The sequence below is a fragment of the Bradyrhizobium sp. CB82 genome (assembly GCF_029714405.1).
GTDB lineage: Bacteria > Pseudomonadota > Alphaproteobacteria > Rhizobiales > Xanthobacteraceae > Bradyrhizobium.
In genome coordinates this window covers 3,052,609-3,067,965 of sequence record NZ_CP121650.1, presented here as the reverse complement: position 1 = coordinate 3,067,965, position 15,357 = coordinate 3,052,609, and the positions used below count along the sequence as shown (strand labels likewise).

The 15,357-nt window shown below is 60.0% G+C and carries 9 protein-coding genes and 4 pseudogenes; 9 read left to right on the top strand and 4 right to left on the bottom strand.

All coding sequences use genetic code 11. The features are described 5' to 3' along the window. Window positions 1-1,922 precede the first annotated feature (1,922 nt). Window positions 1,923-2,054, bottom strand: a pseudogene (locus QA640_RS14720) (transposase); the annotation flags it as partial. Between the two features lie 39 nt (window positions 2,055-2,093). On the opposite strand from QA640_RS14720, the pseudogene QA640_RS14715 reads away from it, so the two are divergent. From QA640_RS14715 to QA640_RS14705, 3 genes and pseudogenes are all read left to right on the top strand, one after another. Next, window positions 2,094-2,336: pseudogene (locus tag QA640_RS14715) on the top strand (transposase); the annotation flags it as partial. A 672-nt stretch (window positions 2,337-3,008) separates the two neighbouring features. Continuing rightward, window positions 3,009-4,700, top strand: coding sequence for a methyl-accepting chemotaxis protein (locus QA640_RS14710; RefSeq protein WP_283041346.1), 1,692 nt, complete (start codon window positions 3,009-3,011; stop codon window positions 4,698-4,700). Window positions 4,701-4,913: 213 nt separating this feature from the next. Then, window positions 4,914-7,580, top strand: a complete 2,667-nt coding sequence (locus QA640_RS14705; protein WP_283041345.1) for an EAL domain-containing protein — start codon at window positions 4,914-4,916, stop codon at window positions 7,578-7,580. Between the two features lie 124 nt (window positions 7,581-7,704). On the opposite strand, the pseudogene QA640_RS14700 reads toward QA640_RS14705, so the two are convergent. Continuing rightward, window positions 7,705-8,103, bottom strand: a pseudogene (locus QA640_RS14700) (ATP-binding protein); the annotation flags it as partial. A gap of 1,209 nt (window positions 8,104-9,312) precedes the next feature. Between QA640_RS14700 and QA640_RS14695 the strand changes: the two are divergent. From QA640_RS14695 to QA640_RS14665, 6 genes are all read left to right on the top strand, one after another. Beyond that, window positions 9,313-9,534, top strand: a complete 222-nt coding sequence (locus QA640_RS14695) for a hypothetical protein (protein ID WP_283041344.1) — start codon at window positions 9,313-9,315, stop codon at window positions 9,532-9,534. A 209-nt stretch (window positions 9,535-9,743) separates the two neighbouring features. Continuing rightward, window positions 9,744-9,998, top strand: a complete 255-nt coding sequence (locus QA640_RS14690; RefSeq protein WP_283041343.1) for a hypothetical protein — start codon at window positions 9,744-9,746, stop codon at window positions 9,996-9,998. Between the two features lie 732 nt (window positions 9,999-10,730). Further along, the gene (locus tag QA640_RS14680) at window positions 10,731-11,969 is read left to right on the top strand and encodes an acetamidase/formamidase family protein (protein WP_283041342.1); all 1,239 of its coding nucleotides are present in this window, start codon (window positions 10,731-10,733) and stop codon (window positions 11,967-11,969) included. 65 nt (window positions 11,970-12,034) lie between these two features. Further along, window positions 12,035-12,640 carry a hypothetical protein gene (locus QA640_RS14675; protein ID WP_283041341.1) on the top strand — a complete coding sequence of 202 codons (606 nt, stop codon included), beginning with the start codon at window positions 12,035-12,037 and terminating at the stop codon, window positions 12,638-12,640. A gap of 148 nt (window positions 12,641-12,788) precedes the next feature. Next, window positions 12,789-13,445, top strand: a complete 657-nt coding sequence (locus QA640_RS14670; protein WP_283041340.1) for a hypothetical protein — start codon at window positions 12,789-12,791, stop codon at window positions 13,443-13,445. Between the two features lie 25 nt (window positions 13,446-13,470). Further along, window positions 13,471-14,649 (top strand): HupE/UreJ family protein, encoded by a 1,179-nt coding sequence (locus tag QA640_RS14665; protein ID WP_283041339.1) that lies wholly within the window; start codon window positions 13,471-13,473, stop codon window positions 14,647-14,649. A 251-nt stretch (window positions 14,650-14,900) separates the two neighbouring features. On the opposite strand, the pseudogene QA640_RS14660 reads toward QA640_RS14665, so the two are convergent. Both QA640_RS14660 and QA640_RS14655 read right to left on the bottom strand, forming a co-directional pair. Continuing rightward, a pseudogene (locus QA640_RS14660) lies at window positions 14,901-15,125 on the bottom strand (short chain dehydrogenase); the annotation flags it as partial. After that, on the bottom strand, window positions 15,103-15,231 hold the full coding sequence (locus QA640_RS14655; RefSeq protein ID WP_283041338.1) for a hypothetical protein: 129 nt from the start codon (window positions 15,229-15,231) through the stop codon (window positions 15,103-15,105). The pseudogene QA640_RS14660 and the gene QA640_RS14655, both read right to left, overlap by 23 nt. Window positions 15,232-15,357 lie beyond the last annotated feature (126 nt).

Here is a 15,357-nt window from a genome sequence, read left to right as displayed (position 1 = left end):
GGGGCATCCCAGAAATTCGTCGGGATAGGATCAGCAAGCGAGCAATCCAAGCGACTTTTTCGAAGCTGTAATTGTGCGTTCCTTAATGCCGAGAGATCGCCGGCGGTGTTAGCCCACGCCGATTAGGCTATCGAATAGAACCTTTCTGCCCAGTGCAAGAGTCCGAACTTCGGCCTTCGCGACATATTGCGCCGCCGCACGATCTCGGTCGATTTGTGAGCGAAGCGGACATCATCGCGTCACACCATCAAGTTTAGGGTGCACGGCCTAGCCAGCTGGTTTCGGACCTTCTGTGGAGAAGTGCAGCCGCGCGAAACATCTCTACGAGGCAGCCAATATGCTGCTCACACGCGTAGCAAACCGGCTGGTTTCGCTGATGGCAGGCGGTTTTCTTAACCGCCTACCCTGATTGATTTGACTCAAAGAATCCACGGCGCATACCGACGACCCCCGGTTAAGCCCCCGCGAGTATCGCATCGAGGCCTTCCCGAGAGGTCCTCCAAGTTCAGCTCGCGACGGTTGCGGCCGAACGAACGTGGATGACACTCCGCGTCTTCTCGCCCGGAAACAACCGATATGGGACGGGGACGCTCGCTAACGCGCGGAATCTCTTTCGCGACAGCCGCCGATGATAGGGGAACGAGCTAAGCCGCCGTTCTAGATTACACCCCGACGGGCTTTAGAAGCGCACCGGCTCACTTTCCGGAGAGAGGGGCTAGGCGGTAGCGGGTTGGGACGAAAACACACCCTGCGCCTTCCCCGGCGTTCCCGGGCTTACTGTGCGGACCTCATCGCACTCTCGCGCCGATGGTCCCTCAAACCTGGGCGACACATTTCCAGTGATACATTGTCGAGGACTAAGTGGATTACACCACCTTCACTCACGCGAGAGACGTGCCGAGAACAGATCTCGCGCGCTTGGGATTTCAACCAGGGCCCGACAAGCACCTTCGAAAGCAAAGAAAAGGGAACGAGAGATTTTGCGACAGCCAAACGCATCGAACTGTGACGCACCATCGACGTACCCAATTCGCATCATCGACATACCAGAATTGAGGCATTTAAGCGTGAGTTACCGGAAGATCTACGACAGATCACGCCGCTTTGCTCAAGCGCCTGTCCGATTTTTCGGTGACGGACGGCTTCCGAACTATCGTTCTCGCGCGTCGTTCGTTTCTCAATACGAGTATGGCGGTACTGAATGGGCTTATCGGGTCAGTAGGACACCAGAAGACAAAATGCGAATAGGCGTAATCGCTCGGTATATTACAATAGAGGGTAGATGAACTCCGCTATGCCGCCACTCACCCTGGAGACTGGCTCCGCTACCGTACGTTCCTTGTGCACAACAGAACGAGCAGATAAAGAGCTTGATTCATCGCCTTGCCGGGGCGGCTCTCGACCAGCGGTTATATAAACCGTAGGCCGAGACGGGTCATTGCAATTAAACCCCTCCATTTCGCGACAGTTCTCCCCTTCTAGTCAAGCAGTCTATTCTCGCCGAGGTTGTACGGGTAAACGGGCAGGTAATCCGAATGGGGTCAAGGAGACGCCCACTTCCGCTTTCTAGCCCCGGAATGCACGATCGCTAACGTCGGCTAACGCGCGCCATCGTTTCGGTGTAGTCACCGTTCGTCGGAAGAGCCGAGCACGCGCTAGCTTACACTTCCGTGCGCTTTAGGAGCGCAGCCGCTCATTTTCCGAGGCGGGGCTTAGAAATAGCGGGCGGCATTGAAAACACGCGTACGGCTGCCCGCGCGAGCCATGTCGCGGAGATTTCCTCAGCCGGGAGATGCGGATTGGGGTGTCGGCTTTTCGCTCGATTCCGTTGGAAAAGGCCGGCAGTACTTCGTTTTAATAGCTCCGTCGCGACGTGCCGAACTGCGACCCTATGCGAGCCTCGGGGTGGGCATCGGGATCAGCTAGGCCATCTTTCGAAGGTTCTGGGCGGTGGCTGCGAGGATGAACTCGTCGCGCGCGCCGTTTGGACCTCGTAAGCGCAAACGGTTGAGCTTGAGAATGCGCTTGAGGTACGCGAACAACATCTCGATCTTCGTTGCCCTGGTGGCAAAGTTCTTACCACAACCGGAAGGTTGGTGAATGATGGTGCCACCATGCTTTACCTCGCCAGCAAGCGCGATTGTGATCGATGCGCATTGAAGGCTCGGTGTTGCCCCAAGCAGGCTTCACGGAGAGTGCCGCGCGCGATCTATGACGGCGCTCGCGACATGGCGCGCCAGATCGCGAGATCGTGGGAGGGAGGCACCTCGCGCCGGCTCCGCAAGAAGATCGAGATGTTGTTCGCGTACCTCAAGCGCATTCTCAAGCTCGACCGCCGAAAACCGACGCAAAGAAATTGGAATTGCCATCATTGATGGTTTCGCCCCCGGGCTCACCCACGACCCATCATTGATGCGTCGAGCAGAACATGGGTCACTGAGCCACGCTCCTATCCCTGAAATCGAGCGCTCGGAATTAAATAACCGTGGAAAAAACTGCGAAATGCCATCAGGTGACTGCGCCTTTTGACATTCCACTCGCCCGGATAGGCCGAAGCAATGCCGGGAAGTCAAGGTCCGAGGGGAAACCCCTCCCCAGCCCGAAAAGGCGTATCTAGCCGCTACCGGCGCGGCAGGCGCGTCGTGGGGATCCCCTTGATTGGTTGGACATCGTTATGACCGATCCAGTGCCGAACGTGGATATTTGTCGGTCGTCCCGTGGCGGGTACGCGGACATGCCGAGCTTTTCGAGCCACTCCGCAAACTGGGCAATCTGGAGCGGTGTCGACCCAGCCTAGGCAATGACCCTATCCAAATTCCCGCAAAGTTTGTCCGCAGTCTGTCAAACAGCTCCAGCGAGTAAGAATCGCTTAAAGGAAGATCGGTACGGTATCCGTAGAGATGGGGCTTGTCTGCAATTGGTCCCGGCGCGAGGGAGAGAACGACCGCCCGTCACATGCATTGCGACCGGAGGGCGTCGTCGATTTGATGCTTTCCGGAGCCCATGCCATGTTGTCCAACATTTCCATACGAACCAAGATTACCGTTGTCGTCGCCAGCATGTTGCTGGCCCTGATCACCAGCAGCGCTTTCGCGATCTGGAAGATGCAGGCGATCAACACCGCCGTCGTGGATATCGCCACCAACTGGCTTCCGAGTGTCCGCGTGCTCGGCGAGCTGCGTGCGACCGGCATCACCTACCGCAACGCCGTGCGGCAGCACCTCTTGTCCGAACGCGCGGAAGACAAGGCGGACTTTGACGGAAGGATCGAGCAAGTCAATGGAAGGATGGCGACAAATCTCGCAACCTACGAGAAGCTCATCTCCAGTCCGCAGGAGCGTGCGCTCTTCGACGAATGGCGCGGTATCTGGAACGAATACATGAGGGGATCGCAGGAGGTGCTGCGCTTGTCCCGCGCCGCGGTCGGCCGTTTCCCCCAGGAAGCCAACCAGCTCAACAGCACCTCCGTCAACGCCATCGGCCTGAAAGCCGATAAGGTCCTGGCCAGTGCTATCGACCTTAATAACAAGGGAGCGGACGAGGCGGGCGCGGAGGCCGCGGCGGCCTACAACCGTGCGTTCAACACCCTAGTGGCAATCGCGGCCATCGCAGGGGTCCTCGGCGCCCTCGTTGCCTTCTTCTTGGTAAAAAACGTCTCGCAAGGCATCGCCACGATCGTCGCGCCGATGCAGGCCCTCAGTTCCGGCGATCTATCGATCGTCGTGACGCACCGGGGCGAGCGCACCGAGATCGGCCAGATGGCCGACGCGCTGCAGGTGTTCAAGGAGGCGCTGATCGCCAAGAAGGAAGCAGAGGAAGCCAGGGCCGAACAGGAGAGGCAGCAGGCCCATCTTCAGCGGCGCGAGATGCATCGGCTTGCCGACGCGTTCGAAGCTGCGGTCGGCGAAATCGTTCAGACAGTCTCCTCGGCCTCGACCCAGCTCGAGGCATCGGCGAGCGCGCTAACGGCAACGGCCGAGCGCACGCAAGGTGTAGCGACCGGCGTCGCCGCCGCCTCCGAGGAGGCGACGACCAATGTCCAGTCGGTCGCATCCGCCTCCGAAGAATTGGCGGCCTCAGTGGGCGAAGTCGGCCGCCAAGTGCAGGAGTCCTCGCGCATCGCGGGCGAGGCCGTGCGACAGGCCGGGATCACGAATGAGCAGATCGCACGCCTGGCGCAGGCGGCCACGCGGATCGGCGACGTCGTCGATCTCATCAACAGCATCGCAGGCCAAACCAACCTCCTGGCGCTCAATGCGACGATAGAGGCAGCCCGCGCGGGCGATGCCGGTCGCGGTTTCGCCGTGGTGGCGGCCGAGGTCAAGGCGCTGGCCGAACAGACCGCCAAGGCGACTGAAGAGATCAGCCACCAGGTCAGTGGGATGCAGGACGTCACGGGAAAATCGGTCGCGGCCATCACGGATATCAGCGGCACCATTTCCAGTATGTCCGAAATCGCGACAGCCGTGTCCGCCGCGGTGGAGCAGCAGGGCGCTGCGACGCACGAGATCGCTCGCAATATCCAGCAGGCGGCCCAGGGCACCGGCGAGGTCAGTGCCGGCGTCGCCGACGTGCAACGCGGCGCAGCCGAAACCGGCAGCGCATCGGCTCAGCTCCTGTCATCTGCCAGGCTGCTGTCGCGCGATTCGACGCGACTCAAGGACGAGGTCGCGCACTTCCTGCGCTCCGTTCGGACGTGACGCGCTCTTCGGGTGGCGAGGAGGCTCGCTTCTGCCTAACGGTTGGCTGCCAAGAGATCCGCAACAGTTCGTACCTCTGGTGATCGCAGAACGATCATGAAGGGGGCGTAAGTCGGCTAACACTGCGTTGTTTGCCATTTACAATTTCCTAACCGTCGATAGTAACGGGAGCTTGTCGTCTTTGCTGCATCTTGCATCCCAGGGGAGGGCTGCATGGGCACATCAATCCGATGGACGACGCGCCTGCGTGCGCTGCTGCGCCGCTGGCGCGGGGCGCCGCTGACGTGGCTGATCGTTGGCGGCTTCGTGCTGATGGCTGCTACCGCGATCGGCACCGCCCTGACCGTCGAGCGCTTCCGAGAGAACGCGATCGAAAGCGGACGCGACAGCCTGGAGAGCGCGGTACTGCTGCTGGCCCGGCACTTTGATCGCGAATTCGAGGATTTCTCGGTGCTGCAGACGAGCATTATCGCAGAGATCGAGAGCCATGGCATCGAGTCCCCCGATGTGTTCCGCGGCGAAATGGCGACCCTTGCTATGCACGAGATGCTCCGAGCCAAAGCCAGCGGCTGGTCTGATGTCGCGGGCGCCAACGTATTTGATTCCGATGGCGTACTGATCAACTCCTCAAAGCGCTGGCCGGTCGAGCATGTCACAATTTCCGACCGCGGCTATTTCAACCGGCTCAAGAACAACCCGGTCTCGCAGGAAGAGGTAGAGGTTGTTCCCGGCCGGTTCGGCGGCGGACCGGCAATCGTGTTCGCCCGTCGCGTATCCGGCCTCCATGGGGAATTTCTCGGCGTCGTTACGCGCGCTATCACGCCGGAGCGGCTGGAATCTTTCTTCGCCTCGACCGGGTTGGGCGATGAATCCTCCATTGCCATGCACCACCGGAGCGGCCAGCTGCTCGCACGCATTCCGCGCGTCGACGCGATGATAGGCCAGAATTTCCGCAAGGGTTCGACCGAGCAGATGGCCGTCTTCGACCGATCCTTTGGTATCACTCAGCTCGCAAGCCCGATCGACGGCAATGAGCGGATCGTCGCCTCGCGCATGTTGACGGTTGAGCCACTTGTCGTGGTCGCGACCAAGACGCTGAATGCGACGCTTGCCACTTGGCGCACGCAGACGAAATTCTTCGTGACGGTCGCGGTACTGTCGACCGCGCTGCTTGTTCTGACGCTATACCTGACCTTCTGCCAGATAACGCGCAGGCTCTCCTTGGAGAAGCAGCGGCTCGACACCGCAATGAACACCATGACCCAGGGGCTGTTGATGTTCGACCAGGACGAGCGGCTCATCGTTTGCAATCGCCGCTATGTCGATATGTATGGGCTGTCGGCCAGCGTCGTGAAGCCCGGTGCCCATCTCCGCGACGTAATCCAGCACCGGCACGATACTGGGTCGTTCAACGGCGATGTCGATTCCTATTGCGACGGCATTTTGAGCGCAATGGGCCGCATCCAGAGCTCAGTGGTCGAGACAACCGCTGGCCGGCTGATTGAGATCAGGAACCAGCCGGCCATCTCCGGCGGATGGCTTGCCACCCATGAGGACGTCACCGAGCGCGTCCGAGCCGACGAGCGCATCGCGCACATGGCGCATTACGATGCGCTCACTGATCTTCCCAACCGCATGTTGATGCGCGGACATCTGGAACGCCGGATCGCGGAGCTTGCCGAGGGAAAGCCATTCGCGATCCTCTACATCGACATCGACGAGTTCAAGGGCGTCAACGATTCTCTGGGCCACGAAATCGGAGACGAGCTGCTGCGCCAGGTCGCAAACCGCCTGCTCAGCTGTATCACCGCCAACGACCTCGTGGCGCGGCTCGGTGGCGATGAATTCGCGATCATCAGGGCAGGCACAAGCGATCAGGCCAACCTAACAGTGCTGGCAGAGCAGATCCTGAAGACGCTGCGCGCACCCGTAAACTGCAAGGGCCAGGAGATCCCGGCCGACGCCAGCATCGGCATTGCGATTGCGCCAGATCACGGCGACAATCTCGACGACCTGCTAAGACGCGCGGATCTCGCAATGTACGCGGCGAAATCCGAGGGACGTGGCACCTACCGCTTCTTCGCGACCGAATACGACGTTAAGGCCCGTCAGCGGCGTCAGCTTGAGTTTGAACTCCGCCAGGCGCTTGTTCGCGGCGAGTTCGAAGTACATTATCAGCCTCTGGTCGACCTCGCAGCCAATATTGTCACGGGTTGCGAGGCGCTGCTGAGATGGCAGCATCCCGAACGCGGCATCGTTTCGCCTGCGGAGTTCATCCCGGTCGCAGAAGAGACTGGACTAATCGCCGAAATCGGCGAATGGGTGCTGAATCAGGCTTGCACAGAGGCCGCGACCTGGCCGGGCCAGATCCGGGTCGCAGTCAATGTCTCGCCGGTGCAGTTCCGCTCCAAGACGCTGGCCTTGAAGGTTGCAGCCGCGCTCGCCGATTCGGGCCTGGCGCCGGGACGGCTCGAACTGGAGGTTACCGAGACTGTCCTCATTCGCGATGACGAGGAAGCGCTCACGATCCTGCAACAGCTCCGAGACCTTGGCGTGCGAATCGCGCTCGACGATTTCGGCACCGGCTATTCGTCACTTAGCTATTTGCACCGCTTCCCATTCGACAAGATCAAGATTGACCGCAGCTTTATCAACGATATTGGCGAGCCCGAGGATTCCTCACCGATAGTCCGAGCCGTGGTGACTATGGCCACGGCTCGCCACATGGCGACGACCGCCGAAGGTGTCGAGACCGAGGCGCAGCGCGAAATCTTGAGACAGCTCGGTTGCAGCCAGATGCAAGGCTACCTGTTTAGCCCGGCGATACCGGTACTGCGGCTAAGACAATTACTTTCGACCCAACAAGCCTCCGCGGCCTGAGGAGTCGATAGTGAAGGTCCTACCGAAGTGTGTTCACTTCGCGCCGACAGCTGCCATTCAGGCTAGATCGGTCTTTTTGACCGTAACGCACCATCCATAAGTAGTGAACGGCTGGTCGAACCGATCAACAACGTACACTTCGTCGCGGAGAGTCAGACACGAAGGCAATGCCGTTCATCCAGCTACTGCGCCCGCGTCGGGGCAGCCGCACCGTGAACTCGGTGAAGTCACCGACTTCGCTATCGACCGTGATGGTGCCGCCGTGCTGCTGGGTGATGATCTCGTAGCTTATCGACAGGCCAAGCCCCACTTCGCCGGTTGGCTTGGTTGTAAAGAAGGGCTGGAACAGTTTCTCGCAATATTCCGGAGGAATGCCGACGCCGTTGTCGCGCACCCGGACCTCGACGCCTTCGCCGAATTCGTGGGTCGCGATCTTCAGTAGCGGGCGAAAAGCGCCGGCGCCCCCGCGCTCACGTTTGCCGACGGCATAGAATCCGTTGCTGATGAGGTTGAGGAGCACTCGACTGACATCCTGCGGAGGAGGAGAAGCGCACCTGCATCTTCGACATTTCCGATCCCGCCTACTCTATCCTCGCCCGTAACCTGGCGCGACAACCTCATGGCCACTATTGCCGCGCTGGAGCGCGAGCTGGCCGGAACAGAGCAGCGGGCGGCCTGATCCAAAGCTGTGCAGCAGAAAACAGCAGAAAATGGAGCACCGCGCATTGAGTGCAGGGGACCATTTATCCCATCACTGACGCTTGGGGCAGAATCGCCGATGGGAACTGAGCGCGAAAGTGCTCTTTTTCACGGATTAAAACAACCGTGCGCTCTCGGCCCAGGATACAGTGAAAGCTTTTCGACCACTAGAGAAGCCGTAACTCGCGAAATGTCACGCCCATGCGCTCCCTCTGACGCCAAACGCTTTGGCAAAAGACGGGCGCGCCGCCAGGTATTAGCAGGGTAAAGAATTTTGGGACACGGATTGCGTCCGGCAAAGCCAGCCCTGCATCGCATTCAGACACGTCGATGATCTTGCAAGGGAGAGCGTTCTCGCGAAACTCAATGGTCCCGCGCTTTAGAACTCGCTTACGGCTTGCTACTCTTCTTTCCATGACGACCACTCGTAGCAGCGAAATGTAAGCAACTTGCTACGGGTTTTCTGCGATCCGGCTTGTCCATGTTGACGCTCTGTATACCTTTCGGCTTCGCAAGCCTGTCATATTGCAGGCGAGCTGCCCAAGCAACCCATGCAACGCTCTCTGGATTGTGGCTCACGGCAGCGCCAGCGACAAGCATTATCAGGTGCTTAAATTCGGTTTTGGGGCGGTCCTGGGCGGGGTTTAGCGATGAGCTTCCCCAGCCCTAGCCCTCCCTGCTTCGATCTATATGATTTTGCAATCTTAGATACCTGATTGTAAGCGCGGTCAATATTTACAGACCAAGCGATGCTGAGAGATAGATATTTTGGAAGCGATGACACGCAACGACTTCGCGATCTCGAACCCAGCGTGACAGCGCAATCGTCTGACTTTTCGCTGGTGCACTTTCTTCGCCGCCATTGATGCCCCCACCACCATGGTCGAAGGCAAGGTTGCGTGATGCTCCGACCGCGAAAGAATAATTGATTTTGGCAGCCAACGTTCGCAAGCGAACATAACTGAGTTCTTGATTGGGCTAGGCTGGACTGTGACCTCACAAAAACAGGTTGGGAGAACACGGGAGGATGGGAATGAAAACGGTGCGCCGCATGCGCGCGATAGCCTCGCTCTGTCGACAGAGTGCCGCGTATCATCCTGACAAAAATTGGAAGCTGCTCGCTGAGGCGGAGCACTGGGAGCACATGGCAAGTGCCGCTCTGCTGGAGCATTTCAAAGAATGCACGGCAAGCTCGAATGACCCGACGCAGCCTTGCGCGGCGACTGAATTCGTAGCTGTGAGGGTACAACGTTGAGCCGACGCACGGTTGGAAGATCATCCGAGACCCACGAATTGCAAGAGATGGCGCAGATGTTGGCGAGACTACGCGAAGCCGCGCAACGTCTCCCCGAGGGACCGGAGCGACGGAATGCATTAAGGGAGATCGGGGGATTTCAAAGGCGGCTGGCCGCGTTAGTTGCTCGCCCTCTAGGCTGAGGTTTGGGCGATTCAACCAACGTCCTGATGTCTTTGCAATTCCATCGTGCCATCGAGCACATGGACCTATGGAGCGCAAGCAGCGACGGCTTTTCATTTGTGATCACCTACGAGAGCCCCACCGGCCCCGGCTTTCGCGGGCTCGCCGGCTTTGTGGCGTCGTGGCGCCGCGCCATCGGGAGCGGCGGTGCGGTCAAGATCGGCGGCTCGCCCTTTAAAGTGCTCACCGAAGCCGAGGAGGCTTGCAACGCCGTCCTAAAGCATCTGACAAACGTCGGTTGAATGTTGGTGCTGCTCGCGCTGCCGCCTGCAATCTCGTGACGGGGTTGGGCGAATATTTGATCTCGTTGTAGCCGCGCTGGCACTCGGATTGCTCAGGCTTGCTCGAACCCAACGCCCGTTTTCGGGTTGTACCGCGCCGGAGCTGGCCCATGCAGCCAACGTCCCGTTTAGAGATACTCTGAACCACCCCGCACCTCCATGAAACTTCAGGCGCTCATCGGTGATCTGCGTTGGCGCGTTCAGCTTCTCGACCGCGACATCCAAGTCGAGGAGAAGCGGACGGGTATCTCCAGCGTCTCCAACACCGCCTACCCGATCCTTGCCCGAAATCAGAGAACCAGACGCGACAATCTCTTGGCCACGATCATGGTGCTTGCTAGCCAGACTGAGATATAAGAAGTCTGACGCCTGAGCGTATCAAGCAAGAACCGCAAAAGGTGCTCAGACACCGAACAGCCAAATTATTGATCGGGGTTTGCGAGCTACGCAGCCGAGATCAGAAACTCGGGCAAATCTGTGTAGGTAGCGCTATCTCGATAAGCGAATGCGCGCTTGGCACAAATTCCGACAATTCGGCTGACCCTTTCGCCATGCTTGACTTGCCATGCCCCTAATAGGATTTTGCAAGTAGCGTTCTCCGCGAGAACGAGCAGGTGATCCGACCGGAAGAAGACGCGCGGGTAGTGGGTCATGCAGGAAGGACATCCAATGAAACCAAGATCGGTTTGGCTGGTGCTGGTCGTCGCCCTGCTCCTGGTTGCGAGTTGGGGTGGGGGGTGGGCAGACACCAGTGACGTCAAGGGCTCCGCCCTGGTGATCGTGGGAAAGTCTGGCAAGCATTGCAAGGACGATCCGCACTGCTTCAACCGGTATCACTTCGCAATCAAGCCGGTCGCCCGTGTAAATCCTGAGCAGCTTTTTGTATTCGAAACGCGTGATGCGCTCGATTCTGACCTGACGTTCGATTCGACGGCGCAGGATGTGGCGGCCGCCAATCTCAACCTCGTGCATCCGCTGACCGGGCCCGTCTACATTGAAGGGGCGAAACGAGGGGACGCACTCGCCGTTACGGTGGTCGACATCGCGCCCGACGATTTCGGTTACACTACGATCGTGCCAGGATTCGGCTTCTTGCGTGATGTCTTCCGCGATCCTTTCATCGTGCACTGGAACCTGTCTCGTCTTGAAGCGCGTTCGAAGGATCTGCCGGGAATTTCCGTTCCCATGAATGCGTTCATGGGCACGGTCGGCGTCTTGCCGGGCGAGCCTGAACTTGAGACGTGGCTCAAACGGGAGAAGGCGCTCGCTGACGCCGGCGGCGCGGCGCTGACGCCTCAGCCGGTTGATGCCGTGCCGGCGGATCTTTGCGGTCCCAATGGTACGGCGAAGGACAAGTGTGTTCGCACCGTCCCGCCACGGGAGAACGGCGGCAATCTCGACACCAAGCAGACAGTGGTCGGCACGACGTTGCTGTTTCCTTGCTTTATCGATGGCTGTGGGCTTTTCGCGGGCGACGTTCATTTCGCCCAGGGCGATGGCGAGGTGGCGGGCACCGCCATTGAGATGGGTGCAAAGGTGACGCTTCAGGCCAAGGTGATCCCCGGCATGGCTTCGCTGCTTACGACCATGCACTTTGAGGGCGGCTCGCAGCTAAAGAGCCTCGCTCCGGGCAGCTTTTACGCTGTCTCGGGGCTTCCGCTCAAGCCCGAGGGCGAATTGCCAGTGTTCGACACCTACCTTGGTGGCCAGAAGATCGCTCCGCTGGCAAACCTCTCGGAGGATGTCAGTTTGGCAGCGCGAAATGCCACGCTCAACATGATCGACTTTCTGGTCAAGACAAAGGGTCTTAGCCGCGAGCAGGCTTATGTACTGGTGAGTGTGGCCGTAGATCTCCACATCGCGCAGCTCGTCGATATCCCGAACCTGGGTGTCACAGCGATCTTGAACCGCGACGTGTTCAAGCCGCAATAACGGGTGCCTGAGCCAATCGTTGGTCCAGGCTGGGCATCGTACCGCTGTCTTGGAGCTTGGCGAGTATGAAGCGGCGCACGATCCTCACGTCGGGAACAAGTGCGGCGGCGCTTGTTCTTGCCGGGCGTAGAACGTTTGCGGTCGCGGGCCCTGATCGACAGCAACGGTCGACCGGGCCGCGGTTTGCCGACTTGAATCCAGACCGTATGTGGCCGGTCTACCGGCGCTACCACCTGCTGATCGTCGGCCAACGCGATGATGAAAGCGGCAGCGCTCTTGCGGCAGCGACCGTCGACGTGCTGATGCGATTTCTTCCGGACTCGCGCGCCATGCTGGTCCGCGCTGCGGATGCTCGGCGCGTCGGCGTGCTTGTTGCCACGGATCAACAGGACGTCGCAATCATGGCGGCTGGAAGTGCGGAGGCCCTCTTTCTTGGCAAGCCGCCTTTTGACGATATCCGCGACGCGCCCCTGCGGGTAATAGTTTCACTTGGAAGCCACTCCCTCGTGTGCCGGCCGAGTTTCATGGCACGCCACGCCTATCTGATCGCCAGAACGCTGGCTGAACACAAAGACGCTTTTCCTACGCCCGTCGGTGCTCCCGACGGCGTCGTCCCGGCGCACCGGGGATCGCGCGCCTTTTTTGCCGGTGAAGAGATGCCCAATGACTGATGACTCGGCCACAGAAAACGCGTCCCGCACAGGGCAATGGCTGACCGCCAGCCCGCGATGCGCAGCCTTACGGGGTCCCGCGCCGAGGCTCGTTCTTTTCGCTCTCTTCTTTTTGACGCTTGGCGCCCGCACGCTGGACGCTCATGACGTGATCGACATCGAGCGAGCAAACGGGCTTGTCTCCGCTGCCATCGAGGAGCTCGCACGCGCCAGAACCGCCGCCGGGCCAGGACCTGAGGGCGTGGCGCGATTCGCGCTCGGTATGGTTCTAGTCGAGGCGACCAACATCCTCAACCGCGATCTCGCGGCGCACAGCGGGCGGCTTACGGTTAACGCCGAATTCTTGCTGAAGGCTCTCACCCAGCGCGATCTGGCGCCCCGCTTGGACGATGCGATCGGACGCTACCGCCTGCCGAGAACTCCGCTTGAGGAAGCTATTCGCCTCTCACCCGAAGCACCTTATTCGCTGCGCGCGCGGTTCGAGCTCTTGAAAGCTGGCTTCTACGAGAGCTTCGTACTCGATCCTTTTCAGCTTGTGGGCATTGGGTTGGACGATCTTGATCACCAGATCGCCGAGGCAAAAGCGTTGGCTTTGGCCATCGCGAGCGGGGACGACGCCGAGGAGGCAGCGTTCATTCACGCGATCGATCTTGCGCGGGCCTCACAGCTTGCGCCGCCTGAGGAAAGGCGCGCATTCACCAGCAAGGCGCTGACGGCGCTTGCAGCGTTCTCAAAAGCCTACCCCCAGAGCATTCGTGCCGCGACGGCAGGTGTGATCATTAAGCGCCTGGGCGGTGCCGAATGATTGGCGGCCGACGCCAGCGACGTCAATGAACTGGGCGTTCCACCGAACGCGCTTTGTACAAAGCCTCCGGATCCGCCCAGGCCGTGCTCGTCTCAACAGCGCTCCCGCCAAAAGCACGTCACGCGCTTGGCTTGCCCTAGCCAGCGTTGCCGTCGCTGCCGGCGCCACTTGGGAGACGCAGGCGCACAACGCCGGGGTCAGCACCTCGCGCATTGTGATCCACGGCCGCACGGTCGACGTTGAAATCAATGCCCTTGGGCGCGACTACGAAAAGGCGGCCGGGATTCGAATTACCGAAGCAAAGTCGGGCGAGGTCAACCGTGTGGCGCTGGCGATCATGGCGCCGTCAATATTCACCTACGTTGGCGACCAAGTTGCAGTCTTTGCCGGCAGGCAGCGATGTGCGCCTACGCCAGGAACGGCACGGCCGGCCGAAACCCACGTTCTGGTGACGGTGGCTTGGGCCTGTCCGTTGAATGGCGGTGAGCTGCGCTATCGCGCGACCCTGTTTCACGACGTGGATCCCGCCGCGCGACATCTCGCTATCATTGCAACCGAGAGCGGCGAGCGCGAGCTCGCCATCGACAGCAGAGCGCCCGAAGTCGCTCTATCCGGTGCGGGGTCGTCGGTACTCCAGGTGGTCTGGCGGTTCGTCCAGGCCGGTATCGAGCACATCTTTCTCGGCTACGATCACGTCGCATTCCTTGCCGCGATCATGCTTTGGGCGCGGCGTTTGTGGCCGGTGATCAAGATCGTCACCGCCTTCACGATTGCTCACTCGATCACGCTGTCCCTTGCTGCGCTGCAGATTGTCGTATTCCCAAGTACCATCGTCGAACCGGCGATCGCCGCGACGATCATATTTGTAGTGGTCGAGAACTTTTTCTCGCGCAATGTGGACGGTCGATGGCGGGTGACGTTCGTTTTCGGGCTCATTCACGGCTTCGGCTTCGCCAGCGCACTGCAGGAGATCGGGCTGCCAGCGCATGCGGCCGTGCCCGCGCTCATGGGTTTCAACATTGGCGTGGAGATTGGGCAGGTCGTGATTGTGGCCCTGATCTTTCCACTTCTCCTCTGGTCGGATCGGATCGGTCAGGGGGCCGCGGCTGGCAAGGGACGGCATCCGGCGGTGGTCTACTTCTGTTCAGCGGCGATCTTGCTGGTTGGACTTTACTGGCTGATAGAACGTACCGTGCTCCCCTGAAGCATCGCGTCGTCGCTTTACATTCGATGTCGGGCTTGGCGCCGCTGTTGAGGGTAGAGCTGACGTCGAACCCACCTTCCCCACGGCGTTCTGCTCTATGGGGACGCGCGTATGTCTTTGGGCTCTGCTATTTGTCGCCGTCGTATGCTGCAACTCTTACGCCCTCTGTCGAGGCAAAGCGGACCCGCTGCATTACCTCTAGTTGCCCCTTCACGACATTGACGAATTGGCAAAGCCACCAGCCTAGCGCTGGGCATTACCGTGACGCCGGGCGGCGGCAGGTCATCGTCGGGCACGAAGAAGTCCGGCGCCAGCTGGACCGAGGCATCGACGCGATAGCGGTCGAAATCGCTCACTCCCGTGGCATAGAGCAGCTTATCGTCGATTAAGAAATGCCCGGTGAACTCGCGGGACGGCTTCGTGAGGATGACATAAGCCGCGTCTCCCATAATCTCAGGCTTGCGGCTCGCTTGCAGCGATCGCAACATTGGCGCCGTCGCGTGCGGCGCGCAGCGCGATTGCAAGCCCAATGCCGCGGCTCGCGCCGGAGATAAACAGCGTCTTGCCTTTGAGGGATGACATCGGAGGACTCCCGTAAGGGACGCCCGGGGTAATTTGGCTCACTCCTACTTGCGGGGCGGGCGCACCACAAATCACCGGACCTAAGACTATCTCCCTCCCTTGCCCTTCCCACAAGGGATTGAATGA

Coding starts and splice junctions, on each gene's coding strand:
- QA640_RS14710 (WP_283041346.1), top strand. CDS start 3,009: ATGTTGTCCAACATTTCCATACGAACCAAGATTACCGTTGTCGTCGCC.
- QA640_RS14690 (WP_283041343.1), top strand. CDS start 9,744: ATGTCTTTGCAATTCCATCGTGCCATCGAGCACATGGACCTATGGAGC.
- QA640_RS14695 (WP_283041344.1), top strand. CDS start 9,313: ATGAAAACGGTGCGCCGCATGCGCGCGATAGCCTCGCTCTGTCGACAG.
- QA640_RS14655 (WP_283041338.1), bottom strand. CDS start 15,231: ATGTCATCCCTCAAAGGCAAGACGCTGTTTATCTCCGGCGCGAGCCGC.
- QA640_RS14675 (WP_283041341.1), top strand. CDS start 12,035: ATGAAGCGGCGCACGATCCTCACGTCGGGAACAAGTGCGGCGGCGCTT.
- QA640_RS14665 (WP_283041339.1), top strand. CDS start 13,471: ATGAACTGGGCGTTCCACCGAACGCGCTTTGTACAAAGCCTCCGGATC.
- QA640_RS14705 (WP_283041345.1), top strand. CDS start 4,914: ATGGGCACATCAATCCGATGGACGACGCGCCTGCGTGCGCTGCTGCGC.